This window comes from Shewanella sp. SP1S2-4 (assembly GCF_031932075.1).
In the GTDB taxonomy this organism is placed as follows: Bacteria; Pseudomonadota; Gammaproteobacteria; order Enterobacterales; family Shewanellaceae; genus Shewanella; species Shewanella baltica.
In genome coordinates, this window is the sequence record NZ_JAUOET010000004.1 from 135,219 (window position 1) to 156,298 (window position 21,080).

Annotated in this window: 18 protein-coding genes; 10 read left to right on the forward strand and 8 right to left on the reverse strand. The window is 47.6% G+C overall.

Annotated features, from left to right (window positions below; translation table 11 throughout):
• Positions 1-11: 11 nt before the first annotated feature.
• The 4 genes from rlmM to Q4Q52_RS06630 all read right to left on the reverse strand — a co-directional run bounded on the left by rlmM (position 12) and on the right by Q4Q52_RS06630 (position 3,263).
• On the reverse strand, positions 12-1,097 hold the full coding sequence (gene rlmM, locus Q4Q52_RS06615) for a 23S rRNA (cytidine(2498)-2'-O)-methyltransferase RlmM (protein ID WP_006085158.1): 1,086 nt from the start codon (positions 1,095-1,097) through the stop codon (positions 12-14).
• A gap of 178 nt (positions 1,098-1,275) precedes the next feature.
• The gene (locus Q4Q52_RS06620; protein ID WP_006080891.1) at positions 1,276-1,668 is read right to left on the reverse strand and encodes a DUF423 domain-containing protein; all 393 of its coding nucleotides are present in this window, start codon (positions 1,666-1,668) and stop codon (positions 1,276-1,278) included.
• 58 nt (positions 1,669-1,726) lie between these two features.
• On the reverse strand, positions 1,727-2,371 hold the full coding sequence (locus Q4Q52_RS06625; RefSeq protein ID WP_311904993.1) for an alpha/beta family hydrolase: 645 nt from the start codon (positions 2,369-2,371) through the stop codon (positions 1,727-1,729).
• The gene (locus Q4Q52_RS06630; protein WP_006080889.1) at positions 2,352-3,263 is read right to left on the reverse strand and encodes a transcriptional regulator GcvA; all 912 of its coding nucleotides are present in this window, start codon (positions 3,261-3,263) and stop codon (positions 2,352-2,354) included. The genes Q4Q52_RS06625 and Q4Q52_RS06630 overlap by 20 nt, the downstream gene beginning before the upstream one ends.
• Positions 3,264-3,474: 211 nt before the next feature.
• Between Q4Q52_RS06630 and Q4Q52_RS06635 the strand changes: the two genes are divergently transcribed.
• Positions 3,475-3,717 carry a hypothetical protein gene (locus tag Q4Q52_RS06635; protein ID WP_006080888.1) on the forward strand — a complete coding sequence of 81 codons (243 nt, stop codon included), beginning with the start codon at positions 3,475-3,477 and terminating at the stop codon, positions 3,715-3,717.
• Between the two features lie 131 nt (positions 3,718-3,848).
• Here the strand turns inward: Q4Q52_RS06635 and thiI are convergent, their stop codons facing one another.
• The 3 genes from thiI to pomA form a co-directional block, all read right to left on the reverse strand.
• On the reverse strand, positions 3,849-5,303 hold the full coding sequence (thiI, locus tag Q4Q52_RS06640) for a tRNA uracil 4-sulfurtransferase ThiI (RefSeq protein ID WP_311990149.1): 1,455 nt from the start codon (positions 5,301-5,303) through the stop codon (positions 3,849-3,851).
• A gap of 158 nt (positions 5,304-5,461) precedes the next feature.
• Positions 5,462-6,394 (reverse strand): flagellar motor protein MotB, encoded by a 933-nt coding sequence (locus Q4Q52_RS06645; protein ID WP_311990151.1) that lies wholly within the window; start codon positions 6,392-6,394, stop codon positions 5,462-5,464.
• 3 nt (positions 6,395-6,397) lie between these two features.
• A complete protein-coding gene (gene pomA, locus Q4Q52_RS06650; protein ID WP_006085155.1) occupies positions 6,398-7,165 on the reverse strand; it encodes a flagellar motor protein PomA in 768 nt (255 codons plus the stop codon).
• A gap of 314 nt (positions 7,166-7,479) precedes the next feature.
• On the opposite strand from pomA, the gene xseB reads away from it, so the two are divergent.
• Genes xseB through dxs form a run of 3 tightly spaced genes read left to right on the forward strand, consistent with a single transcriptional unit; the run spans position 7,480 to position 10,493 of the window.
• On the forward strand, positions 7,480-7,719 hold the full coding sequence (gene xseB / locus Q4Q52_RS06655; RefSeq protein WP_006080884.1) for an exodeoxyribonuclease VII small subunit: 240 nt from the start codon (positions 7,480-7,482) through the stop codon (positions 7,717-7,719).
• Positions 7,720-7,721: 2 nt separating this feature from the next.
• Entirely contained in the window at positions 7,722-8,603 is an 882-nt protein-coding gene (ispA, locus tag Q4Q52_RS06660; RefSeq protein ID WP_106651136.1) for a (2E,6E)-farnesyl diphosphate synthase, read from the forward strand.
• Positions 8,604-8,624: 21 nt separating this feature from the next.
• On the forward strand, positions 8,625-10,493 hold the full coding sequence (gene dxs / locus Q4Q52_RS06665; protein WP_300477891.1) for a 1-deoxy-D-xylulose-5-phosphate synthase: 1,869 nt from the start codon (positions 8,625-8,627) through the stop codon (positions 10,491-10,493).
• A 160-nt stretch (positions 10,494-10,653) separates the two neighbouring features.
• Here the strand turns inward: dxs and grpE are convergent, their stop codons facing one another.
• The gene (gene grpE / locus Q4Q52_RS06670; RefSeq protein ID WP_028760692.1) at positions 10,654-11,274 is read right to left on the reverse strand and encodes a nucleotide exchange factor GrpE; all 621 of its coding nucleotides are present in this window, start codon (positions 11,272-11,274) and stop codon (positions 10,654-10,656) included.
• Positions 11,275-11,374: 100 nt separating this feature from the next.
• Here grpE and nadK point away from each other — a divergent pair, with 100 nt between their 5' ends.
• The 6 genes from nadK (at position 11,375) to Q4Q52_RS06700 (ending at position 20,614) form a co-directional block, all read left to right on the forward strand.
• Positions 11,375-12,253 (forward strand): NAD(+) kinase, encoded by an 879-nt coding sequence (nadK, locus tag Q4Q52_RS06675; RefSeq protein ID WP_311988535.1) that lies wholly within the window; start codon positions 11,375-11,377, stop codon positions 12,251-12,253.
• 827 nt (positions 12,254-13,080) lie between these two features.
• Positions 13,081-14,724, forward strand: a complete 1,644-nt coding sequence (locus Q4Q52_RS06680) for an L-lactate permease (RefSeq protein ID WP_006085150.1) — start codon at positions 13,081-13,083, stop codon at positions 14,722-14,724.
• 64 nt (positions 14,725-14,788) lie between these two features.
• Positions 14,789-17,593, forward strand: a complete 2,805-nt coding sequence (locus Q4Q52_RS06685) for an FAD-binding and (Fe-S)-binding domain-containing protein (protein ID WP_311990153.1) — start codon at positions 14,789-14,791, stop codon at positions 17,591-17,593.
• Between the two features lie 301 nt (positions 17,594-17,894).
• Positions 17,895-18,638 (forward strand): (Fe-S)-binding protein, encoded by a 744-nt coding sequence (locus Q4Q52_RS06690; protein WP_006080877.1) that lies wholly within the window; start codon positions 17,895-17,897, stop codon positions 18,636-18,638.
• Positions 18,639-18,648: 10 nt separating this feature from the next.
• Positions 18,649-20,043, forward strand: coding sequence for a lactate utilization protein B (locus tag Q4Q52_RS06695; RefSeq protein WP_311990154.1), 1,395 nt, complete (start codon positions 18,649-18,651; stop codon positions 20,041-20,043).
• A 1-nt stretch (position 20,044) separates the two neighbouring features.
• Positions 20,045-20,614 carry an LUD domain-containing protein gene (locus Q4Q52_RS06700; protein WP_006080875.1) on the forward strand — a complete coding sequence of 190 codons (570 nt, stop codon included), beginning with the start codon at positions 20,045-20,047 and terminating at the stop codon, positions 20,612-20,614.
• The last annotated feature ends 466 nt before the right edge of the window (positions 20,615-21,080 follow it).

Sequence of the window (21,080 nt, forward strand, 5' to 3'; positions counted from 1 at the left end):
TAGCACTGGAATTAATTCCACGCAGTATTAGGACGTAGCCATAAATGCACAGTCACTTCATCACGATCGTGATAAAGATGCTTACACTGCACTTTAAAATCGGTCACGCCGTTCTCTTTAAGAATGGTCTGCATGGTCTCAAGAATGGCAGTGACTTCTTTATAGCGGCTCTTCATCGGTAATTTAAGGTTGAAAATCGCTTCCTTAAACCAACCGTTAATCGCCCAAGCTTCAATCAGTTCAGCTACGCGCGCTGGTTTCTCAACCATGTCGCACACGAGCCAATAGATATTTTTGCGCTGTGGTTCGAAACGGAAACCGTCTTCACGGTAATGCTTCACTTGGCCCGTTTCCATGAGTTTCTCATCCATGGGACCATTATCGACAGCCGACACAAACATGCCGCGACGCACCAGTTGATAAGTCCAGCCACCTGGGCAAGCGCCCAAATCCACTGAGTTCATGCCACTGCGAATACGCTCTTCTTGCTCTTCCTTAGGCACGAATTGGCCAAAGGCTTCATCGAGTTTCAGGCTAGAACGACTCGGAGCATCCGCCGCCATTTTCAGACGTGGAATACCCATAAAGTGTGGCGAGCTGTTATTGCTGTAGGAATAACCCACATAGGCACGGCCGGGTCCGATAAAACACACGTGGATAATCGGACGTTTTGGATTTTCCTGCGCGAGCAAACTGCCGGATTTTTTTAAATGCTGGCGTAAAGGCACAGTGAACTTACGGCAAAAAGCCGATAGCTCTTTCGCTTCGTTAGTATCTGGCGTTTCAACCCGCACTTCACCCGCTTTGCTGACTTCACTGAGTGCCGCCACGATTGGGCTAATTCTGTCGTTTTCAGGCAAGTCGACTAATAAGTCGCTGGCAGCAAACATCTGGCGAGCGAAAATGAGCGAATCTAAAGGCAGTTGTTTCACTAACGTATCTGCGGCGTCATCTTCAAAACATTGGTACACGACATAGGCGTCGTTATTGTTGGCCTTAACAAAGCCACCCACATTGAGCTCACCGGCTCGCTGTTGGATTTCTGCAGCGCATTCTTTTTCAAAGCCTGCGCGGCAAAATAAAAATAGGTTTTTCATGGGGATCCCTGAGAAATCCAAGCCAAAGCATTGGCTGACTATCGATTTGGGCGTCAGTATACCAATTTCAATCCACAAATGCCCTATTTGCCTACTTGCGGAACTTTGAATTGCGATTGGAGAAATAAAAAAGGCTTAGGTGTGCCCTAAGCCTGGTAACTAACATTGACGTTCGAGATTAAGACTCGTGACCGTCAATCACTTTATGGCGCCATACCGCAGCGGCAAATAATAACCAGCCGAGTAAGAAACACCCACCGCCCATCGGCGTAACAGGGCCAAGCCACTTAGTGCCGAACAATGCCAGTCCGTATAACGAGCCAGAAAACAACACTATGCCTGCAATAAACAAATATGCTGACCAGTCCAATAAACGTGAGGTTAACCATTGGCCCGAAAAGGCAACCATGATTAAGGCGAAGGTATGGTAGAAATGGTATTGCACCCCAAGATTAAACACGTCAATCAAATCCGGTGGTGCGACTGCTTTTAAACCATGGGCACCAAAAGCCCCTAAGGCGACGGCTAAAAATCCGCTCACGGCGGCGAGTAACAATAGACCTTTACGCATTTAACTCTCCTGCTGGAATGGGCTTAACTCATTCAACATTCATTCGCTCAACATTAAGCTAACCAATAAAATCGCTAGATAAATCAATGGCACGTGCAAGGTTAGCGGCTTCAGTGGTGCCTGACGACTTTCTTGGGACAAAACTATGATCGCCGTCGGTTATCCAAGCCAATCCTATCTCAGCTTTCAAAGGCCAATTTGGGATCTGCTCTTTGCCACCGAACTTATCCCGCTCGCCCTGTACGACTAATACTGGGACTTGGCATTCATTCAAAGGTTCCAATCTAGGCTCGCCGCCTTTAAGTGGCACAAAGGGATAACCTAAACAAATCACCCTATCGATGCGCGAAGCTAACGCGGGATCGCAGGCTAATAACGCCGCCATACGCCCGCCCATAGATTTACCCATCAGTACGACACGCTCGACCTTAGGTTGTGAATGGGCGATATCGAGCATCTGTGTAAAACACGCGAGCAATTTAGGCGCGCGGTCCGGTGGACGCCGTTTGCCATCGACGGCATTGGCCTGCATATAGGGAAAATTAAAGCGCATCACTTGGCAGCCCTTAGCCACAAGCCCCGCCGACATGGCCTGCATAAACTCAGAGCCCATGTTAGCGCCCGCGCCGTGGGCTAATAAAATCATTGTGCTCGCAGGCTCACCCTCTAACACAAAACTTGGCTTATCCGGGCAACAACTCACTGCGCGACTCCTCAGCAAACATATCTAACATCCATTCGCGAAACGCGACGACCTTACCAAGTTCAGCGTGATTCTGCTGGCAAACCAAGTAGTAAGCATCTTTACTGACCAAGACTTCTTGGAATGGACACACGAGACGCCCCGCTTTTATATCGGGACGCGCCAGTACGCTGTAACCTAAAGCCACGCCTTGACCATGGGCCGCCGCCTGCAATACCAAGGACGAATGACTGAAAATTGGGCCTTGGTTCACATTAATATCGTTAATCCCACATTGTCTAAACCACGCCTGCCAATCATGACGATTCATATCATGTAATAGCGTGTGATATTTTAAATCGCTCGGTTTTGACAACGGCTTAGGGCCGTTGAGCAACATGGGCGAACACACAGGAATGAGCACTTCGTTTCTGAGCTTATCGGCACGTAAGCCAGGCCAATTGCCTAGACCATAATAAATGGCGACATCCACATCATCGGTTAATGAGCTCGCTTCGGTATCGACGGCTTTAATACGCACGTCGATATCGGGATTTTTCTCACTGAACTTTGCCAAACGCGGCACTAACCATTGAATTGCAAAACTGGGCGACATACTGACCGTCAGCGAACCAATCGCGCTGCGGGCGAGTAATCGGTCGGTAGCATCGGCGAGTTGAATAAAGATGTCTTTGATGTCGAGGAAGTAGCTCTGCCCTTCTTCAGTTAAAAGCAAAGAACGGTTCTTTCGGCGAAATAATTTTAATCCGAGGAAATCTTCTAATGCCTTTATTTGATGGCTCACCGCAGCCTGCGTAACAAACAATTCTTCTGCTGCGCGCGTAAAGCTCAAATGCCGCGCGGCTGCCTCAAATGCTTTAACCGCATTAAGCGGTGGTAATCGTCTGGACATAGTGATCTCAGTCTCGTTTTTTAATTAGTTTTTCTAATCCGTATTGTTACATTTAATCGTTTGTAAAGGCCAGTGATTTTGGTTAAATTTTGCGCCATTGAAACAGCGGTATCCACGAAACACTTATATCTATGAAACACCCTAGTTGGACAATCTCAAAGTTGGTGATGGGAATGTCTGACAGCGTTAATTTGTCAGCCCGGAGGCGACTATGTTTAATTTAAAATCAGCGTTTGCGTTAGCGATAATTTCAGCACTCAGCTTAAATGCCAGTGCTAATGTACTCGTTGACGAAATCGTCATCGATACTAGCGACTTACAAGCCAGTATCACTGCAGACTTAACCGCTGCAATGAATAAAATGCACCAAGAAGTGCTGCAAGAAGCCACGCTATTGATTGCCGCAGATGATGTCGCATCAAATCAGCAAGTCGTTAAGCCTAACAGCTTATAAGACAACACCAATTTAGGTTTTCACCCCGAAGACCAAAAGAAAAAGCCGCATTGATATGCGGCTTTTTTGTATTCAATCTCTATGGGCACTTCCCACTGACAAGACATGTCAGTGGGCAAGTTTGCATGGATTTATGGGCGATACACTTTGACGTTAGTGTAGCCTTGCTCGATTAAATACAATGCCTGCAATTTACTCATCACCCCACGCTCACAATACAGCAAATAGGTTTTTTGCTTATCGAGATCGGCAAATTGAGTCGCTAACTTGAAGAATGGGATACGTTTAATCTCGATGCCTTCAATTTGCAACGGTTTGCTTTCCTCTTCTTCAGGGGCGCGAATATCAATGACCACTTGGTTGGTATCAATACTGGCGACCGTTTCAGTCTCAGTAATCCGAGTATCCATTTGTTCTGCGATCTCCCTGATATCAATAGTGACAGACTGGGCGATGATTTGATCGATCAAATCTTCAGAGAACTTCTTCTCTTCCGCTTCAACTTTAGCTAATACCGCTTTAACCGTTGGCTTTTGCGAAATCACGCCGCAATATTCAGGCATCGACTTGGCAAAATCTTCGGTGCCGATTTTACGGCTCTCGTTGATAATGTCTTGTTTATCCATGGCAATCAGCGGACGTAAAATCAGCAGCTCAGTACAGCGGTCAATCACGTTTAAGTTGGTCAGCGTTTGGCTAGAGACTTGGCCTAAACTTTCACCGGTTACTAAGGCTTGAATGCCCATACGGTCGGCAATACGCGCCGCGGTGCGCATCATCATACGCTTGAGCACAACGCCCATTTGGCCATTATCGATACGCTCTAAAATCTCAGCGACCACAGGCTCAAAAGGCACAGAGATAAACTTCACCTTGTGGGATTCGCCGTAGGTTTTCCACAAATGGTAGGCCACTTGTTTAACGCCAATTTCGTGCTGCGCGCCGCCCAGATTAAAGAAGCAATAATGGGTACGCGCGCCCTTTTTGATAAACTGATAGCTTGACACACCGGAGTCAAAACCACCTGAAATCAAAGACAACACATCTTCCTGCGTCGCCATCGGGAAACCGCCTAAGCCTTCAATACGCTTAGTGACCATGTAAAGATTATCGCGGTCAATTTCAAGGTTAACGGTAATATCGGGATTCTTTAAACGCACACCTAAAGCATCGGTAAACTGATTTAAGCCGCCGCCGACGTAACGCTCCACTTCGATAGAATTAAAATCGTGATCGCCTGAGCGCTTCACTCGCACGCAGAAGGTTTTACCCGCGAGTTGGTCACGGTAAACAGGCAAGACTTGCTGATAAATATCGTCCACAGATTCAAAGCTATACTCATCCACTTGTACCACGTGGGCAATACCAGGAATACACGCCAAACGCTCACCGAAGGCTTGGGCCAATTCTGGCTTATCCTTTGGTACCATCACCATAATGCGGTCCCACTGACGTTGAACTTTAGCGTCTTCGTCGACTTTTTTTAGCACATTACGTATGTTGGTTTCGAGCATTTTGGTGAAGCGCATGCGTACAGGCTTGCTCTTCATCATGATTTCTGGGTACAGCTTTACAATAAACTTCATGGGATTTCCGCGGGCAATTTTAAAACAGCAAAATTGGTTAAAAGAGTAATCGGGGGATTATATACCCAAGCGACCTAAAAAGGGAAAAGTCTGCATTAGTCCAATAAAAAAAGCCGCAACAGAATTGCGGCTTTAGATACAGCGCGTATTGAGCTTACCTAAGGCGAATTGCCAACCTGAATTTCATCAGATTCCTTGGCTTTACCTTGCTCAATGGCAATTTCCACCCTGCGGTTACGGGCACGATTCTCCGGTGAATCGTTTGGCACTATCGGGTTATTAGACGCCATGCCCACCACTTTCATCCGTTTAGAATCAAAGCCTTTAACTTGTACTAACTCGTGGGCCACAGCCACAGCGCGTTTGCTGGATAAATCCCAGTTAGAGCTATAAAGCTCATCGCTGATTTGCATATCATCCGTGTAACCCGATACGGTAATAATCCCCGGCACATCTTTTAGCAGTTCGCCAACAGATCGCACCACAGGCTTAAATCGTGGTTGAAGGAAACCCGAACCAGAGGCAAATGCGCCCTTTTCACGGATACGGATAATAATCTGCTGACCTAATGACTCAATTTCGATCGCACCATCGATGATCTCTTTATTGAGCTCCTGCGCCATCTTCTTCACTTCTTGATTGATCTTATCCTGCGCCGCAGCCGCTTCGGCCTTAACCGCATCAGCCACTTCCTGCGCCGTTGCAGTGGCTTCGCCGCCACGCTGGGAACCACTTTGCTGCTGCACGCCGCCCGCACTGTCGTCTTCACCCGCTTGGTAATCCAATACAGGTTCCGTCATTTCATTGGTTTGCTGGTTGATAATTTCAATCGGCGTAGGATCGGGACGTCCTGGTCTAAATTCTAAGGCAATCACTGACGTCCCCTTCGGGATATCTTTGACTTCCACCTTATTTTGCACACCAAAGGCATACTTCATTGAGCCCGCGATCTGCTTAAACTTCATTACGTCCATTTCGGAAAATGACAATAACAACACGAAGAAACACATCAACAACGACATCAAGTCAGCAAAGGTCGCCAACCACATCGGTGCTCCGGCCGGTGGACAGTTGCACTTAGCCTTAGCCATGGGCTACTCTCCGTCCGTTGTATCTATTTTGCGATTTTTCTCAGCCAGATAATTTTTCAAGAAACCTTCAATCACCCGTGGGTTTTGTCCGTCTTGAATCGCCAATACCGCATCCATAATCAAGTTACGGTTCAGCATTTCTTCGCCCATCCTAAGCGTTAACTTATCCGCGATAGGAAGACAAACCATGTTAGCGACCATAGCGCCATATAAAGTCGTTAACAACGCAACCGCCATCGAGGGGCCAATGGATTTAGGATCTGACATGTTTGACAGCATGGCCACAAGACCCACCAGCGTACCTATCATGCCCATTGCCGGGCCTACGTCACCAAAAGCTCTAAAAATGCCGATCCCAGTACGATGCCGCTCTTCAGTCAGTGCAATATCCTTTTCTAAGGCAGCGCGCACCACTTCACCATCGTGACCATCAACAAGCATGTCGACGGCTTTTTGCATGAAACTGTTGGTAATTTGCGCTTCTTCTAAAGCTAAAAAACCGCCTTTACGGGCGGCATCAGCCATAGTCACGGACTGTTCAATCAAATCTTCTGGCTTATCAATCTTAAAAATAAACGCTTTAGCGGCGATTTTTACCGCACTAAAAAACTGTTTAAGATTGAACTTCATCATCACTACGAAGAAGGACCCACCGAAAACAATAAGAATCGAAGGTACATCAACGAAAATCATTAAACCGCCGCTGGTGGCCATTGCCCCTAAGATGAAACCAAAGGCACCCACAATTCCAATTACTGTTGCTAAATCCACAACGGCTCCTCACTTTTCGTAATAAACGACATAATACTCACCCTAGGTAAGCAATAACACTCAGCAGTTCCACTGAGTAAGATAATCCCAACGACACACATGCGAGCCTTGTCTATCAAGTTAAAAATTACCATACAAATGATGATACTATTGTCAGTTATCGGACACACACTAAGCAAGTTTAGCGACAATTTATATTTTCTGAAAAAATTTCAGTAACAAAGCGTGCTATTGAGCAAATATCTTTAGTCTGAATTTGACCCTTAAGCCGCCCTGATATACCTTGTGTCCGCTAAATCAAAGGAAGCATAAACGTGGCGAAGAAACCCGAAAATCTCAGTTTTGAAGAATCCCTTGGCGAACTTGAGCGCATTGTTGCCGATCTAGAACAAGGCGATATCTCCCTCGATGACGCGTTAAAACAATTTGAACGTGGCATCAATCTGGTTCGAAATAGCCAAGCAAAACTCGAACAAGCCCAACAAAAAGTGGCCATTTTACTGAAACAAGATGAAAATGCGCCCCTATCCCCCTATGCCGTTGAGGGCGAATAAGCGTGTTAGTCAGTGCCATTCAAGAATATCAACAACGGGTTGATAATCAATTAAAACAGCGTTTTAGTACGCTTGAAGATACCGCTCCCCAATTAAAAGCCGCCATGACTTACGGCGCATTATTGGGTGGCAAACGCATTCGACCTTTCCTCGTATACAGTGTCGGACGCATGTTTGGGGTCGAGCTCGAAAAATTAGATGCCTGCGCCGCAGCCATTGAATGTATCCATGCTTATTCATTGATCCACGATGATTTACCCGCCATGGATGATGATGAGCTACGCCGTGGTCAGCCCACTGTGCATATCGCCTTTGATGAAGCGACCGCCATTTTAGCGGGGGATGCACTGCAGACCTTAGCCTTTGAAATTGTCACCGAAGCGGTAGCTGGGATCAGCAGCGAGCAACATATCGCTATGGTCAGAGTATTAGCAAAAGCCTCAGGTTATCGTGGCATGTGTGGCGGCCAAGCGATAGACTTAGCCTCAACCGATAAACATATTGATCTTAAAGCATTAACTCAGCTACATAATATGAAAACTGGCGCCCTTATCAGTTGCGCCGTTGAGTTAGCATTAATCGCCGCAAACGCGCCAAAAGATCAGTATGCTGCTATGATGGATTTTGCCCGTGCGGTCGGACTCGCCTTCCAAGTACAAGACGATATCCTTGACATAGTAGCCACCACCGAAGAACTCGGTAAGCCGCAAGGCTCTGATACTGAATCGAATAAGAGTACGTTTCCACAACTACTTGGACTACAAGGTGCACAAGACACCGCCAAACAACTGATCCAAGAGGCACTATCAGCGCTGGCTAAATTGCCATACAATAGCCAGTTAATTGCAGACTTCGCCCGCTATATCATTGAGCGAAGAATATAATAAGAGTCGAAGTATCTCGCTATGAGTTTGGACATTTCTCAGTTTCCCGTGTTGGCGCAGGCCAACACCCCCAATGAACTCCGCCAGCTTCCTCAGGCACTTTTACCACAAGTAGCCGACGAACTGCGCGAGTTTCTTCTTAAGTCTGTTGGCATGTCCAGCGGACATTTTGCCTCTGGGCTCGGCACAGTGGAACTCACTGTTGCGTTGCACTATGTCTACAACACCCCTTTTGATCGGCTGATTTGGGATGTGGGCCATCAGGCTTATCCCCACAAAATTCTCACGGGTCGTCGCGACAAGATGCACACCATTCGCCAAAAAGATGGCTTGCATCCTTTCCCATGGCGTGAAGAAAGTGAATACGACACTTTCAGCGTTGGGCATTCAGGCACGTCTATCAGCGCCGCACTGGCGATGGCGATTGCCGCAGAAAAAGAGCAAGCGGGTCGTAAAGTCGTTGCCGTGATCGGTGATGGCGCCATGACTGGTGGTATGGTGTTTGAAGCCATGAACCACGCAGGCGACTTACACAATGACATGCTCGTGGTACTGAACGACAACGAAATGTCGATCTCTGAAAATGTCGGCGCCCTCAATAACCATTTAGCCCAACTGATGTCAGGCCGTTTCTACACTACGCTGCGCGAAGGCGGCAAGAAAGTATTGAAAGGCATGCCCGTCATCAAAGAAATGGCCAAACGCACTGAGGAACACCTCAAGGGCATGGTCGTTCCAGGCACGCTATTTGAGGAGTTAGGTTTCAACTATATCGGTCCTATCGACGGCCACGATGTTGATGCTCTGGTCGAGACCATGCGTAATATGCGCAATCTTAAAGGTCCACAGGTGCTGCACATCATGACGAAGAAAGGTCGTGGTTATGAACCTGCTGAAAAAGATCCTATCGGTTGGCATGCGGTACCTAAGTTTGACCCGTCGCTGTTTAAAAAGCCGGCTACCAAACCCGGTTTACCGACCTTTTCCCAAGTCTTCGGCAAATGGTTGTGCGACATCGCTGAGCAAGATGAGAAAGTATTAGCCATTACTCCTGCGATGCGCGAAGGCTCGGGTATGGTTGAGTTTTCCCAGCGTTTCCCGAAACAATATTTCGATGCGGCGATTGCCGAGCAGCATGCAGTGACTTTAGCCGCAGGTTTTGCCTGTGAAGGCTTTAAGCCTGTGGTGGCGATTTACTCGACTTTCCTGCAACGCGCCTACGATCAACTTATTCATGATGTGGCGCTACAGCAATTACCGGTATTGTTCGCTATCGATCGCGGCGGTATTGTCGGTGCCGATGGTCCAACTCACCAAGGTGCATTCGATTTAAGCTTTATGCGTTGCATCCCCAACATGGTGATCATGGCGCCGTCGGACGAAAATGAATGTCGTCAAATGCTCTACACTGGCTATTGCTATGATGCGGGTCCAAGTGCAGTGCGTTATCCAAGGGGCAGTGCTACGGGAGCGATGCAAGTCGAAGCGATGACGGCATTACCGATTGGTAAAGGCGTGATCAAACGTGTGGGCAAGCGCATTGCAATTCTCAACTTTGGCACCTTGTTAGCATCGGCGTTAACCGCTGCCGAAAGCTTAGATGCAACGGTTGTCGATATGCGCTTTGTAAAACCGCTCGATGTTGATTTAGTCAAAGAGATGGCGCAAACCCACGAAGTGCTCGTCACTGTGGAAGAAAATGCCATCATGGGCGGCGCAGGTACTGGCGTACTTGAACAGCTTCAAAAGCTGCGAATGCCCAAGGACGTGCTTCAGATTGGTTTGCCTGATGAATTTATCAAACATGGCTCCCCAGAGGAAGTCACCCATGATTTGCAACTGGATGCCGAAGGTATACTGGCGCAAATCAATGCTTATCTAGCACAATAAATGGCTCAATAGTTGGCGTAATAGTTAGAACTTACTTATCTCGGTAAAGTGCTAAGTCCTACCAATACAAATTCTGCACATATTCCGCCCATAAAAAAGGACTGCAATTGCAGTCCTTTTTTGTTGCTGTCTGTTATAACAGCGGCTGATCCAATAAAGCTTAAGCTTCGATATCTATCGTTGCGCTTTCTTGGTTAGGGCCACCCTGTGACACCATTACCATAGCAGGGCGCAGCAAGCGACTGTTCAGTTCATAACCCTTTTGCATCACCAACATCACAGTGTTCGCAGGGAACTCAGCACTTGGCTGCATGCCAATCGCTTGATGTTGATCTGGGTTAAATGACTGACCTTGTGGATCAATTTGCTTAACACCAAATTTAGCCACCGCAGTGAGTAAGCTTTTTTGAGTTAACTCAACCCCTTGATAAATCGCTTTCGTCGCTTCATCTTCTGGGTTAGTCCCCATCAATGCGCGCTCCATGTTATCAAGTACTGGCAAAAGTTCATTGGCGAACTTTTCCAAGGCAAACTTGTTCGCCTTTTCCACATCCATTGCGGCACGACGACGAATATTATCGACTTCGGCTGCGGCGCGGATGACTGAATCCTTCTGCTCTTCAACTTTCGCCAAAGCTTCAGCGAGTAACTGTTCCAGCTCTTCAATACGGAAATTGGCCTGGGTAAGCTCATCGATCAGACTTGCTTCTGCGGTAGATACTTCAGACTCTACACCCTCTTGGATCAGATCCTGTTCTGCTTTAATCGATTCGTTGCTCATTTTCACTCCAGCTAAAAATGCTTTGTTTCTGAAATACTCTGGGCATATTATGGGGATCAATTTTGACGTTTCAAGGCCTAAGGCCAGATCTAGCATAAATATGACCACAAAGTTTCATACTATCGGCCTTATCGGCAAACCTCATCACCAAGGGACCAACCAAACCTTAAAACGTCTGCATCATTGGCTGACAATGCAAGGCTTTGAAGTCTTAGTGGAAGAGCGTGTTGCTGCCGAGTTAGGGCCCAATATCGAGGCGGTCGATTTACTAGAAATTGGCGCGCGCTGCGACTTAGCCATAGTCGTCGGTGGTGACGGTAATATGCTTGGCGCAGCTAGGGTATTAGCCCGCTTCGATTTAGGCGTGATTGGCGTTAACCGCGGCAATTTAGGCTTCTTAACCGACCTGCCGCCCGATGCCTTTGAAGAAGCGCTCGCTAAGGTACTCGACGGTGAGTTCGATACCGAGCACAGATTCTTACTCGAAGCCGAAGTCTATCGCCACGGTATGCTCAAGGCGAGCAATACCGCCGTCAACGAAGCCGTACTCCATCCGGGTAAAATTGCCCACATGATTGAGTTTGAGGTCTATATTGACGATCAGTTCATGTACAGCCAGCGTGCCGACGGCATGATAGTGTCAACGCCAACCGGTTCGACGGCTTATGCCCTCTCCGCTGGCGGCGCTATCCTGACGCCTAATTTACAGGCCCTGATTTTAGTGCCTATGTTCCCGCACACTTTGTCGTGTCGCCCGATTGTCGTCGATGCCTGCAGCACGATAAAAATGGTTGTGTCACCCGAAAATGGCGAGAACCTCGAAGTCAGCTGTGATGGCCATGTGCATTTAGCCGTGTTACCGGGCGATGAAATCATAGTGCGCCGCAGCTCTGAACGTTTACGTTTAATTCATCCTAAAGGTCACAATTATTTCCACGTGCTGCGAACAAAATTAGGCTGGGGCAGCAAGTTGTTTTAAGCCTGCGCATATTTGTCCTATTTCCCATAATGGGTCCTATTTCTATAACTTACCCAATTACCCTATTAAAGAGACGTATTCCGTCTCTTTTTTATTTTGTAAATATTCCCATAAAAATGGCGGCTAAAGACGAGAAGCTCTTTTTGAGTTCGTAGAAAGAGAAGTATCCCGCTGTTCAAAAAACTGAAAGTGACTTAAATAACGGTTATTTAATTTCAAATTAAAGTAATTTTAATTAAGTGACTTACATCACAATAAAATTTCGATTTTAAAAAGCGTGATCTGCATCACTATTAAAAAACACCTATCAATCATAAATTTAATCAATATAAACAATCACTTGACAAACTTCAGTGCAGTTTCACTAATTCTACGGCGTCGCCTTACGTGATCTTAATCACACCTTAAAAATGTCTTAAAAAATCATTAAGAGTCTATTAATGAAATAAATGGATCAGTTAATTGCAATAATGACGATAAATATGAGTGATAGCTCTACTTTTAATAACCAGAAAAACAACAAACTCAATTTTATATAACCAAAGTAGATATACATCCAAGAGTCTAAGTGATCATTGTCACATATAAGAAAATCCCCTGAGAGAAGCACCCCGCAGCACTGTAAATTAGCATTTCATATAGCAGCCAAGATGATCTAGATCATATTAGTCAAGCCCACAATAGCGTCTAGTACACAACACAGAATGTCGAGACCATAACTCATTGCAGTATTAACTGCTGATTTATCGGTCTGGGAAGTCGACATGAAGGCAGATGAAAAATTCTAATATCAATAATAAGACAGACCACTTTATGAAGAGGCAAGCATGACAATACTTCAACTCCTCGCCAGCTTGACGCCTGTGCTCAGTGTAATGCTATTCCTAGTATTACTCAGAATGCCCGCATCAAAGGCTATGCCCATTTCCATGCTAGTCACTGCGCTCGCCGCTGTGTTTATTTGGCAAATGGATACCACATTACTGGCGGCATCGGTCCTCGAAGGACTGCTTTCAGCCATCACACCTTTAACCATCATTTTTGGTGCTGTGTTCCTACTGAATACCCTGAAATATTCAGGTGCGATGGACACTATCCGCGCAGGTTTCACTAACATCAGCGCCGATGCCCGTGTGCAAGTGATCATCATCTGTTGGTTATTTGGTGCCTTTATCGAAGGCAGTGCAGGCTTTGGTACACCCGCCGCGATTGGCGCACCACTGCTCGTACTGCTTGGCGTGCCACCAGTTGCCGCAGCGGTTGTTGCTTTGATTGCCGACTCAGCCTGTGTGTCCTTCGGTGCGATTGGTCTACCTGTACTCTTTGGTATGGAGCAAGGCTTAACCCAAGGCGGCGTAAGCATGGCTGCGGCGCAAATTGCTGAACATGGCGGCACCTATGCTGACTTTGCGCAGTTTATTGCAATGCACATGATCACTATCGATTTAATCACAGGTTCGTTAATTCCATTAGTGATGGTATCGATTCTGACAGGCTTCTTTGGTCGCAATAAATCCTTCAAAGAAGGCTTAGCGATTTGGAAATTTGCGATTTTTGCAGGTCTTTCATTTACCGTTCCAGCGTGGATCATCAACTATGTTGCTGGCCCAGAATTCCCATCGGTTATCGGTTCTTTAATCGGTATGGCAATGGTGATCCCAGTCGCTCGCAAAGGCTACTTACTGCCTAAAGCCGCTTGGAATGATTTTGCCGAAAATGACAACCAAGAAACCGCCAAAGTGGAAACCACGGCTAAATTTTCCCAAATCGCCGCTTGGACACCTTACATCATCATGGCTGCGCTGTTAGTGCTGTCACGTACTGTTGCACCGCTAAAAGCCTGGTTATCTGGCTTTAACATCAGCTGGACAGGCTTAATGGGCACTGAACTTAAGGCGAGCTTCGCCACCTTATATGCGCCTGGTGCCTTCTTCGTTGCCGTGTGTATCTTAGGTTTCTTCCTATTCAAAATGAAAAGCCCTGCGATTAAGCAAACGGTCGGTGTGTCATGTAAATCCATGTTACCTACCATTATTTCATTAGGTGCTTCCGTGCCTATGGTGAAAATCTTCTTAAACTCAGGTGTGAATGGTGCGGGCTTAGCCTCTATGCCTGTCGCATTAGCAGATATGTTGGCAGGTTCCATGGGCGCAGTATGGGCTTGGATGGCGCCTATCGTCGGTATTTTTGGTGCCTTCCTATCGGGTTCAGCAACCTTCTCCAACATGATGTTCTCAGGCCTACAGTACAGTGTGGCTGACAATATCGGCATGAACCACGCTCTCGTCCTTGCCCTACAAGGCATAGGTGCGAACGCGGGTAACATGATGTGTGTGATGAACGTGGTTGCGGCTGCAACGGTAGTCGGTATGGCCGGTAGAGAGTCTGAAATCATCCGTAAAACCATGCCAGTCGCCATTGGTTATGCATTACTTGCGGGCACTATTGCTACCCTTTGGGGTGGTTTCTAAGCCCATTGCAAACTAAGGTCGCTGCGGCGGCCTTGGTCATTTTTAGCGTTAAGAGAGTAGCCTTATGTCAATTAATTATGACGTTGTATATAAAGACTTAATTAAACTGCTCGGCGAGTCCGCAGTATCCAATGATCCTGTTCGCCGCTTCGCTTGGTCTACCGACGCGAGTTATTTCCGCATAGTGCCAGAAATTGTTGTTCATGCTGATAATCTCGAGCAGGCAAAACACACCCTAGCCATTGCTCGCGCTCACAAGGTCCCAGTTACCTTTCGCGCTGCTGGCACAAGTTTATCGGGCCAAGCCATTGGCGATGGTATATTGCTGATCTTAGGCCACGATGGTTTTAGAACCATAGAAGTCAGCCCAGACAGCAACAAGATCACCCTTGGCGCGGCCGTGATAGGCTCCGATGCCAACGCTGCACTTAAACCATTGAATAAAAAGATAGGCCCAGATCCAGCCACATTAACCTCGGCCATGGTCGGCGGTATTGTGTCCAACAACGCTTCAGGCATGTGCTGCGGCACGGCTCAAAACAGCTATCAAACCATAGCATCAGTCAAACTCTTGTTTGCCGATGGCACTGAATTAGACACAGGCTGCGACAAATCCAAAGCGGCCTTTACCCAATCCCATGGCGAATTATTAGACTCGTTGACTGCGTTAGCAAAACTGACCCGCAGCAATGAAGTCCTCGCCCAGCGCATTCGTAAAAAATATTCCATCAAGAACACCACAGGTTACAGCATCAACTCACTGGTAGATTTCGAAGATCCCTTCGAGTTGATTAACCACTTGATTGTCGGCGCAGAAGGCACTTTAGCCTTTGTGGAAGAAGTCACTTACCACACAGTTGATGAAGCTCAATTTAAAGCCTCCGCTATGGCAGTATTCTTTAACATGGTGGATGCCGCGAGTGCGATTCCGCCGATTATTGGTGACAGTGTTGCCGCCGCCGAATTACTCGACTGGGCATCCATCAAAGCCGTGACTGGCAAAAAAGGCATGCCAGATTGGTTGAGCACATTGCCTGAAGGCGCTGCAATTCTGCTGATTGAATCCCGCGCTAACGATGCGCAAACCTTAGAAAGCTACACCCAAGATATAATTGCCAAACTGTCACACCTTAAAACTGAACGCCCCATTACCTTCAGTAGCGATGCCAGTGTTTACAGCAAATACTGGGCAATGCGCTCAGGTTTATTCCCAATTATTGGCGGCGAACGTCCAAAGGGCAGCTCAGTTATTATCGAAGACGTGGCCTTTAACGTTGAACATTTAGCCGAAGCGGCAGCGGATTTAACCGCATTATTCAATAAACATGGCTATCCAGAAGGGGTGATTTACGGCCATGCATTAGCGGGTAACTTCCACTTTATCATCACGCCGACTTTTGCATCGCAAGCCGATATCGAACGTTTCCAAGGTTTTATGCAAGATGTCGCCGAAATGGTGATCCACAAGTACGACGGTTCAATGAAAGCCGAGCACGGCACGGGACGCGCGGTAGCGCCCTTTGTTGAAATGGAATGGGGCGCCGATGCCTACACCTTGATGAAACGCATCAAGCATATTTTCGATCCCGAAGGCATGCTCAACCCCGGCGTAATTTTGAACGATGACAGCACAGTGCATGTGAAAAACATTAAGCCCTGCCCTGTGGTCGATGATTTTGTCGATAAGTGTATCGAATGTGGATTCTGCGAAAAAACCTGTCCAACATCGGCACTTAACTTCTCGCCGCGCCAACGTATTGCCACTTTGCGTGAAATCGAGCGCTTAGAGCAGTCTGGCGATAAAGCCGCCGCAGCCGAAATGCGCGCCGCCGCTAAATACGATGTGGTTGATACCTGCGCCGCGTGTCAGCTTTGTACCATTGCGTGTCCAGTGGATAACAGCATGGGCCAACTGGTGCGTAAACTGCGCACGCCGTACATCAGTACCACTGAACAGAAAGTATTAGATTTCCAAGCCAAACATTTTGGTGTGGTTAACCAAGTGATCAGCTCAGGTTTTGACATGCTCGGCGTGATCCACAAGATCACCGGCGATGGCATCACCAGTGCGCTGATGAAAACCGGCCGCCTGATTTCGAAAGAAGTGCCGTATTGGAATCCTGATTTCCCGAAAGGCGGCAAGCTGCCAAAACCATCACCTGCAAAAGTAGGCCAAGAAACTGTGGTCTATTTCCCAGCCTGTGGCGGCAGAACTTTTGGCCCAACGCCTAAAGATCCCGATAACCGCACTTTGCCAGAAGTCGTCGTCACGCTACTGGAACGCGCGGGTTATAACGTGATTACCCCTGAGAAAACCCGCGATTTATGCTGCGGCCAAATGTGGGAGTCTAAGGGCGATTTTAAAAACGCCGATGCCAAACGCCAAGAACTTATCGATGCGGTGAGCAAGATGACCAATGGCGGCAAGCTGCCTGTGGTCGTCGATGCGCTGTCTTGTACCTACCGGACTTTGTCGGGTAATCCAAAAGTGCAGATTATCGACTTAGTAGAGTTTATGCATGACAACTTGCTAACTAAGCTCAACATCAGCAAAAAAGTCAATGTAGCACTGCACTTAGGTTGTAGCGCCCGCAAGATGAAACTTGAGCCTAAGATGCAGGCTATTGCCGATGCGTGCTCAGCCCAAGTGCTTAAACCTGCGGGAATTGACTGCTGTGGTTACGCGGGTGAAAAAGGCTTGTATAAACCAGAAATCAACGCCAGCGCACTGCGTAATATCAAAAAGCTCATTCCTGTCGAGATCAAGGAAGGCTATTACGCCAACCGTATGTGTGAGGTCGGTTTGACTCAACACAGTGGCATTTCCTATCGCCACTTGGCTTATCTGCTCGAAGAGTGCAGCCGCTAAAACACTGACTAAACGGGGCTCAAAGTAGCCCCGTTTTTCTTTAGAAGACAACTATTCTCATTTATCGGCTGGAACGCTTCAACCTGTAGTTAAATCACAAAATGAAATCACAATAAAGCAATTAAAATCATAAGCTTAAAATATTCTCATTTTTGCAAAAATCTACACGTTCATTTACTAAATTAGGGCTACTTATTCCGCAGAGATAGGCCTATATTTGATCAACTACCTTAGCATTTGTGTGGACATTGGGGTCGCACAGCAAGGCAATGTCGTTCACTAACAAGAAAGAGAAAACACAATGAAAATCGCCCTTTTCATCCCGTGTCTAGTCAATCAAATGATGCCAGAGGTTGCCATTGCCACCTTGGAATTATTAGAGAAACTCGGGCACCAAGTGATTCTACCCGCGGGTCAAACATGCTGTGGCCAGCCGATGACAAACTCAGGTTGCTTCGATGCAGCGCGCAGCACCACCCTTAAATTGCTCAACGCCTTTAAGGGAGTGGAATGCGACGCTATTGTTTGCCCTGCCGCCTCTTGCTTAGTGGCCGCCAAAGAAAACTTCCACGAGTTTGATAGCAGCCCAGAAGCACAAGCTGTGATCAACAAACTCTATGAACTGACTGAGTTTTTACACGATATCGCGCCGATCCCCGCCTTTACCAAGCCCTTCGCGCACAAAATCAGCCTGCAACTGAGTTGCCATGGTATTCGCATGTTGAACCTCGCCACTCCGAGTGAGCAAATGGGGCCAAGATTCAACAAAGTCGAAGCTGTGCTCGCCAATATTACCGGCATAGACATAGTGTATCCCGACCGCCGTGACGAATGCTGCGGCTTTGGTGGCACCTTCGCCGTCGATGAAGGCGCAGTGTCGGCTAAGATGGGCAAAGACAAGGCCCAAGCCCATGCTGCAACCGGTGCTGAATATGTGGTGGGTTTTGATCCCTCATGCCTATTGCACCTTGATGGCATGATCCGCAGACAGCAATTGCCGATTGAAATTCGCCACATAGCGCAAGTGCTGAACGCCGCGCTCTAGGAGACTCACCATGGCTTACAATCATAATCACGGGGCTCAAGGCTCACAGGTCCATGCCCATAAAGCCGATATTTTTTGCCGCGACGAAACCCGTGTCGACTGGCATTCAAAAGCCCTGTGGATGCTCAGAGAAAAACGCGACCGCGCCGCGGGTAGCATCCCAGAGTGGGAACAACTGCGTCAGTTAGGCTCAGAAATAAAGCTGCACACGCTAACCCATCTTGCTCAATATCTTGAAACCTTTGAACAAAACTGTATCGCCAACGGCATACAAGTCCATTGGGCCAAAGATGGCGCCGAGCACAATTGCATCGTCCATGACATTTTATCGCGCCATAATGTCAAAAAATTAGTGAAGTCTAAGTCAATGCTGACCGAGGAATGCCACCTCAATCCGTACTTAGAACAGCGCGGCATTGAAGTCATAGATACTGACTTAGGTGAGCGGATTATTCAGCTCGCTAAAATGCCACCATCGCATATTGTGGTGCCCGCTATCCATATGAAAAAGGAAGAAGTCGGCGACCTCTTCCATGAGAAAATCGGTACTAAAGCGGGGGGATCCGATCCCTTGTATTTAACCCGCGCCGCCCGTGCCCACCTGCGTGAACAGTTCCTTAGCGCCGATGCCGCGATGACAGGCGTGAACATGGCGATTGCCGATAAAGGCGCCGTGGTGGTTTGCACCAACGAAGGCAACGCCGACATGGGCGCTAACCTGCCTAAGCTGCAGTTGCATTCAATGGGCATCGACAAAGTGGTGCCCAATATCGATAGCGCAGCCGTCTTGCTACGCACACTGGCGCGCAACGCCACAGGCCAACCTGTTACGACTTACAGCGCCTTTTATCGTGGCCCACAGCCCGAAGGTGAGATGCACATTATTATCGTCGACAACGGCCGCACTGAGATGCTCAAGGATAAAATCCTTGCAGAATCATTGAAGTGTATCCGTTGTGGTGGTTGCCTCAATACCTGTCCTGTGTATCGTCGCTCTGGCGGTTACAGCTACAACTACACCATTCCGGGCCCAATTGGCATCGCAGTGGGCGCTAAGATTGATGACACTAACTCGATTGCTTGGGCCTGTACCTTGTGTGGCAGCTGTACCTATATCTGTCCGACTAAAGTGCCGCTCGATAAGATTATTTTCCACCACAGACGCCTTAAGGCTGAAGCTGGAAAACTCCCCTATGGCAAAAACAGTTACATGCCATTAGTGGGTAAATTTATGGCAAGCGAAACCATGCTGAACTGCTCTATGAGTGTGGCGAGAACCGCGCTGCGCATTCTACCGGGTAGTCTGTTAAAACCCTTTAGCGGTGCATGGGGTAAATACCGTGAACTGCCCGTCGCCCCGAACTCCAGCTTCGAAGCTTGGTTTAAGAAACACAGGAGCCTATAAGATGTCTAGTAAACTTGAAATTCTCAATGCGCTCAAACTGTCGGCCTTAACAAATCATCCTATGCCAAGCATAGATGTGACGCCAAGGGTCGAAAATCTCGTCGGCCAGTTCGAGACTAACCTCAACACGGTCGCGGGTACGCTGCATAAAGAAGGTGGCTTAGTCGCCCTGCAAGCCAAAGTCGATGAACATATCGCCCAAGGGTTACAGGTCATCTCCCTTGTAGAGGGTGTCACGGCAAACCGTGAAATGCCACCCACTGCCCACGAGCTCAAAAACATAGATTATGCAGTGATCCCAGGTGACATTGGCGTTGCCGAAAACGGTGCCATTTGGGTGAACAATAAGAATTTAGGCCACAGAGTCACGCCTTTTATCTGTGAAAACCTGATCTTAGCCCTGCCAGCGAATAAGATTGTGCCGACCCTACATCAGGCAGCTAAAGAAATCACGCTAGCCTCAGGTGAGTTCGGGGTGTTTATCGCGGGTCCATCAAAAACCGCCGATATCGAACAAGCCCTCGTCGTCGGTGCCCACGGCGCCTGCAGCTTGAACGTGTATTTGCTCTAGCACCGCGAATAAAAGTCGAGATGTCAAGTAACCAAGAAAATTCAAGGGTTATGGAATAATCGAAACACAAAAGCCGCCTTCCTTAGCGGCTTTCTGATTGAGACTTCGCTGAATGATATTTGAGTTGTAGGCTGATAAACCACTAACACAGCTTACCAATTAACGTTTATTGACTAACAGTTTAAAGGCTTGCCATGGCATTCACTCGCCGACTCGGTGAATAGAAACCTAGGGCCTCTAAGCTTATGAACGACAAGCTTATGAACGAGAGCCATGGTCGTTCTCATGCATCCCTGCATTGCACGACATTCAGGCGTCCTGCCTATCAGATAGCGAACGGGCAGTAAAACACGGATGTTGTGCAAGTCAATCCGTGGATGCAAGGCCGCCCCATCCAGCTCTTTGATGAACGGCGTCATCTCTGACATTTATTTGCGCACGTTAGTGAGCGCTTAAATATAAATAT

What these genes read in the sequence shown, in the direction of transcription:
- rlmM (WP_006085158.1), bottom strand. Translation starts at nt 1,097, where the DNA reads ATGAAAAACCTATTTTTATTTTGCCGCGCAGGCTTTGAAAAAGAATGC.
- Q4Q52_RS06620 (WP_006080891.1), bottom strand. Translation starts at nt 1,668, where the DNA reads ATGCGTAAAGGTCTATTGTTACTCGCCGCCGTGAGCGGATTTTTAGCC.
- Q4Q52_RS06630 (WP_006080889.1), bottom strand. Translation starts at nt 3,263, where the DNA reads ATGTCCAGACGATTACCACCGCTTAATGCGGTTAAAGCATTTGAGGCA.
- Q4Q52_RS06635 (WP_006080888.1), top strand. Translation starts at nt 3,475, where the DNA reads ATGTTTAATTTAAAATCAGCGTTTGCGTTAGCGATAATTTCAGCACTC.
- thiI (WP_311990149.1), bottom strand. Translation starts at nt 5,303, where the DNA reads ATGAAGTTTATTGTAAAGCTGTACCCAGAAATCATGATGAAGAGCAAG.
- Q4Q52_RS06645 (WP_311990151.1), bottom strand. Translation starts at nt 6,394, where the DNA reads ATGGCTAAGGCTAAGTGCAACTGTCCACCGGCCGGAGCACCGATGTGG.
- dxs (WP_300477891.1), top strand. Translation starts at nt 8,625, where the DNA reads ATGAGTTTGGACATTTCTCAGTTTCCCGTGTTGGCGCAGGCCAACACC.
- grpE (WP_028760692.1), bottom strand. Translation starts at nt 11,274, where the DNA reads ATGAGCAACGAATCGATTAAAGCAGAACAGGATCTGATCCAAGAGGGT.
- nadK (WP_311988535.1), top strand. Translation starts at nt 11,375, where the DNA reads ATGACCACAAAGTTTCATACTATCGGCCTTATCGGCAAACCTCATCAC.
- Q4Q52_RS06680 (WP_006085150.1), top strand. Translation starts at nt 13,081, where the DNA reads ATGACAATACTTCAACTCCTCGCCAGCTTGACGCCTGTGCTCAGTGTA.
- Q4Q52_RS06685 (WP_311990153.1), top strand. Translation starts at nt 14,789, where the DNA reads ATGTCAATTAATTATGACGTTGTATATAAAGACTTAATTAAACTGCTC.
- Q4Q52_RS06690 (WP_006080877.1), top strand. Translation starts at nt 17,895, where the DNA reads ATGAAAATCGCCCTTTTCATCCCGTGTCTAGTCAATCAAATGATGCCA.
- Q4Q52_RS06695 (WP_311990154.1), top strand. Translation starts at nt 18,649, where the DNA reads ATGGCTTACAATCATAATCACGGGGCTCAAGGCTCACAGGTCCATGCC.
- Q4Q52_RS06700 (WP_006080875.1), top strand. Translation starts at nt 20,045, where the DNA reads ATGTCTAGTAAACTTGAAATTCTCAATGCGCTCAAACTGTCGGCCTTA.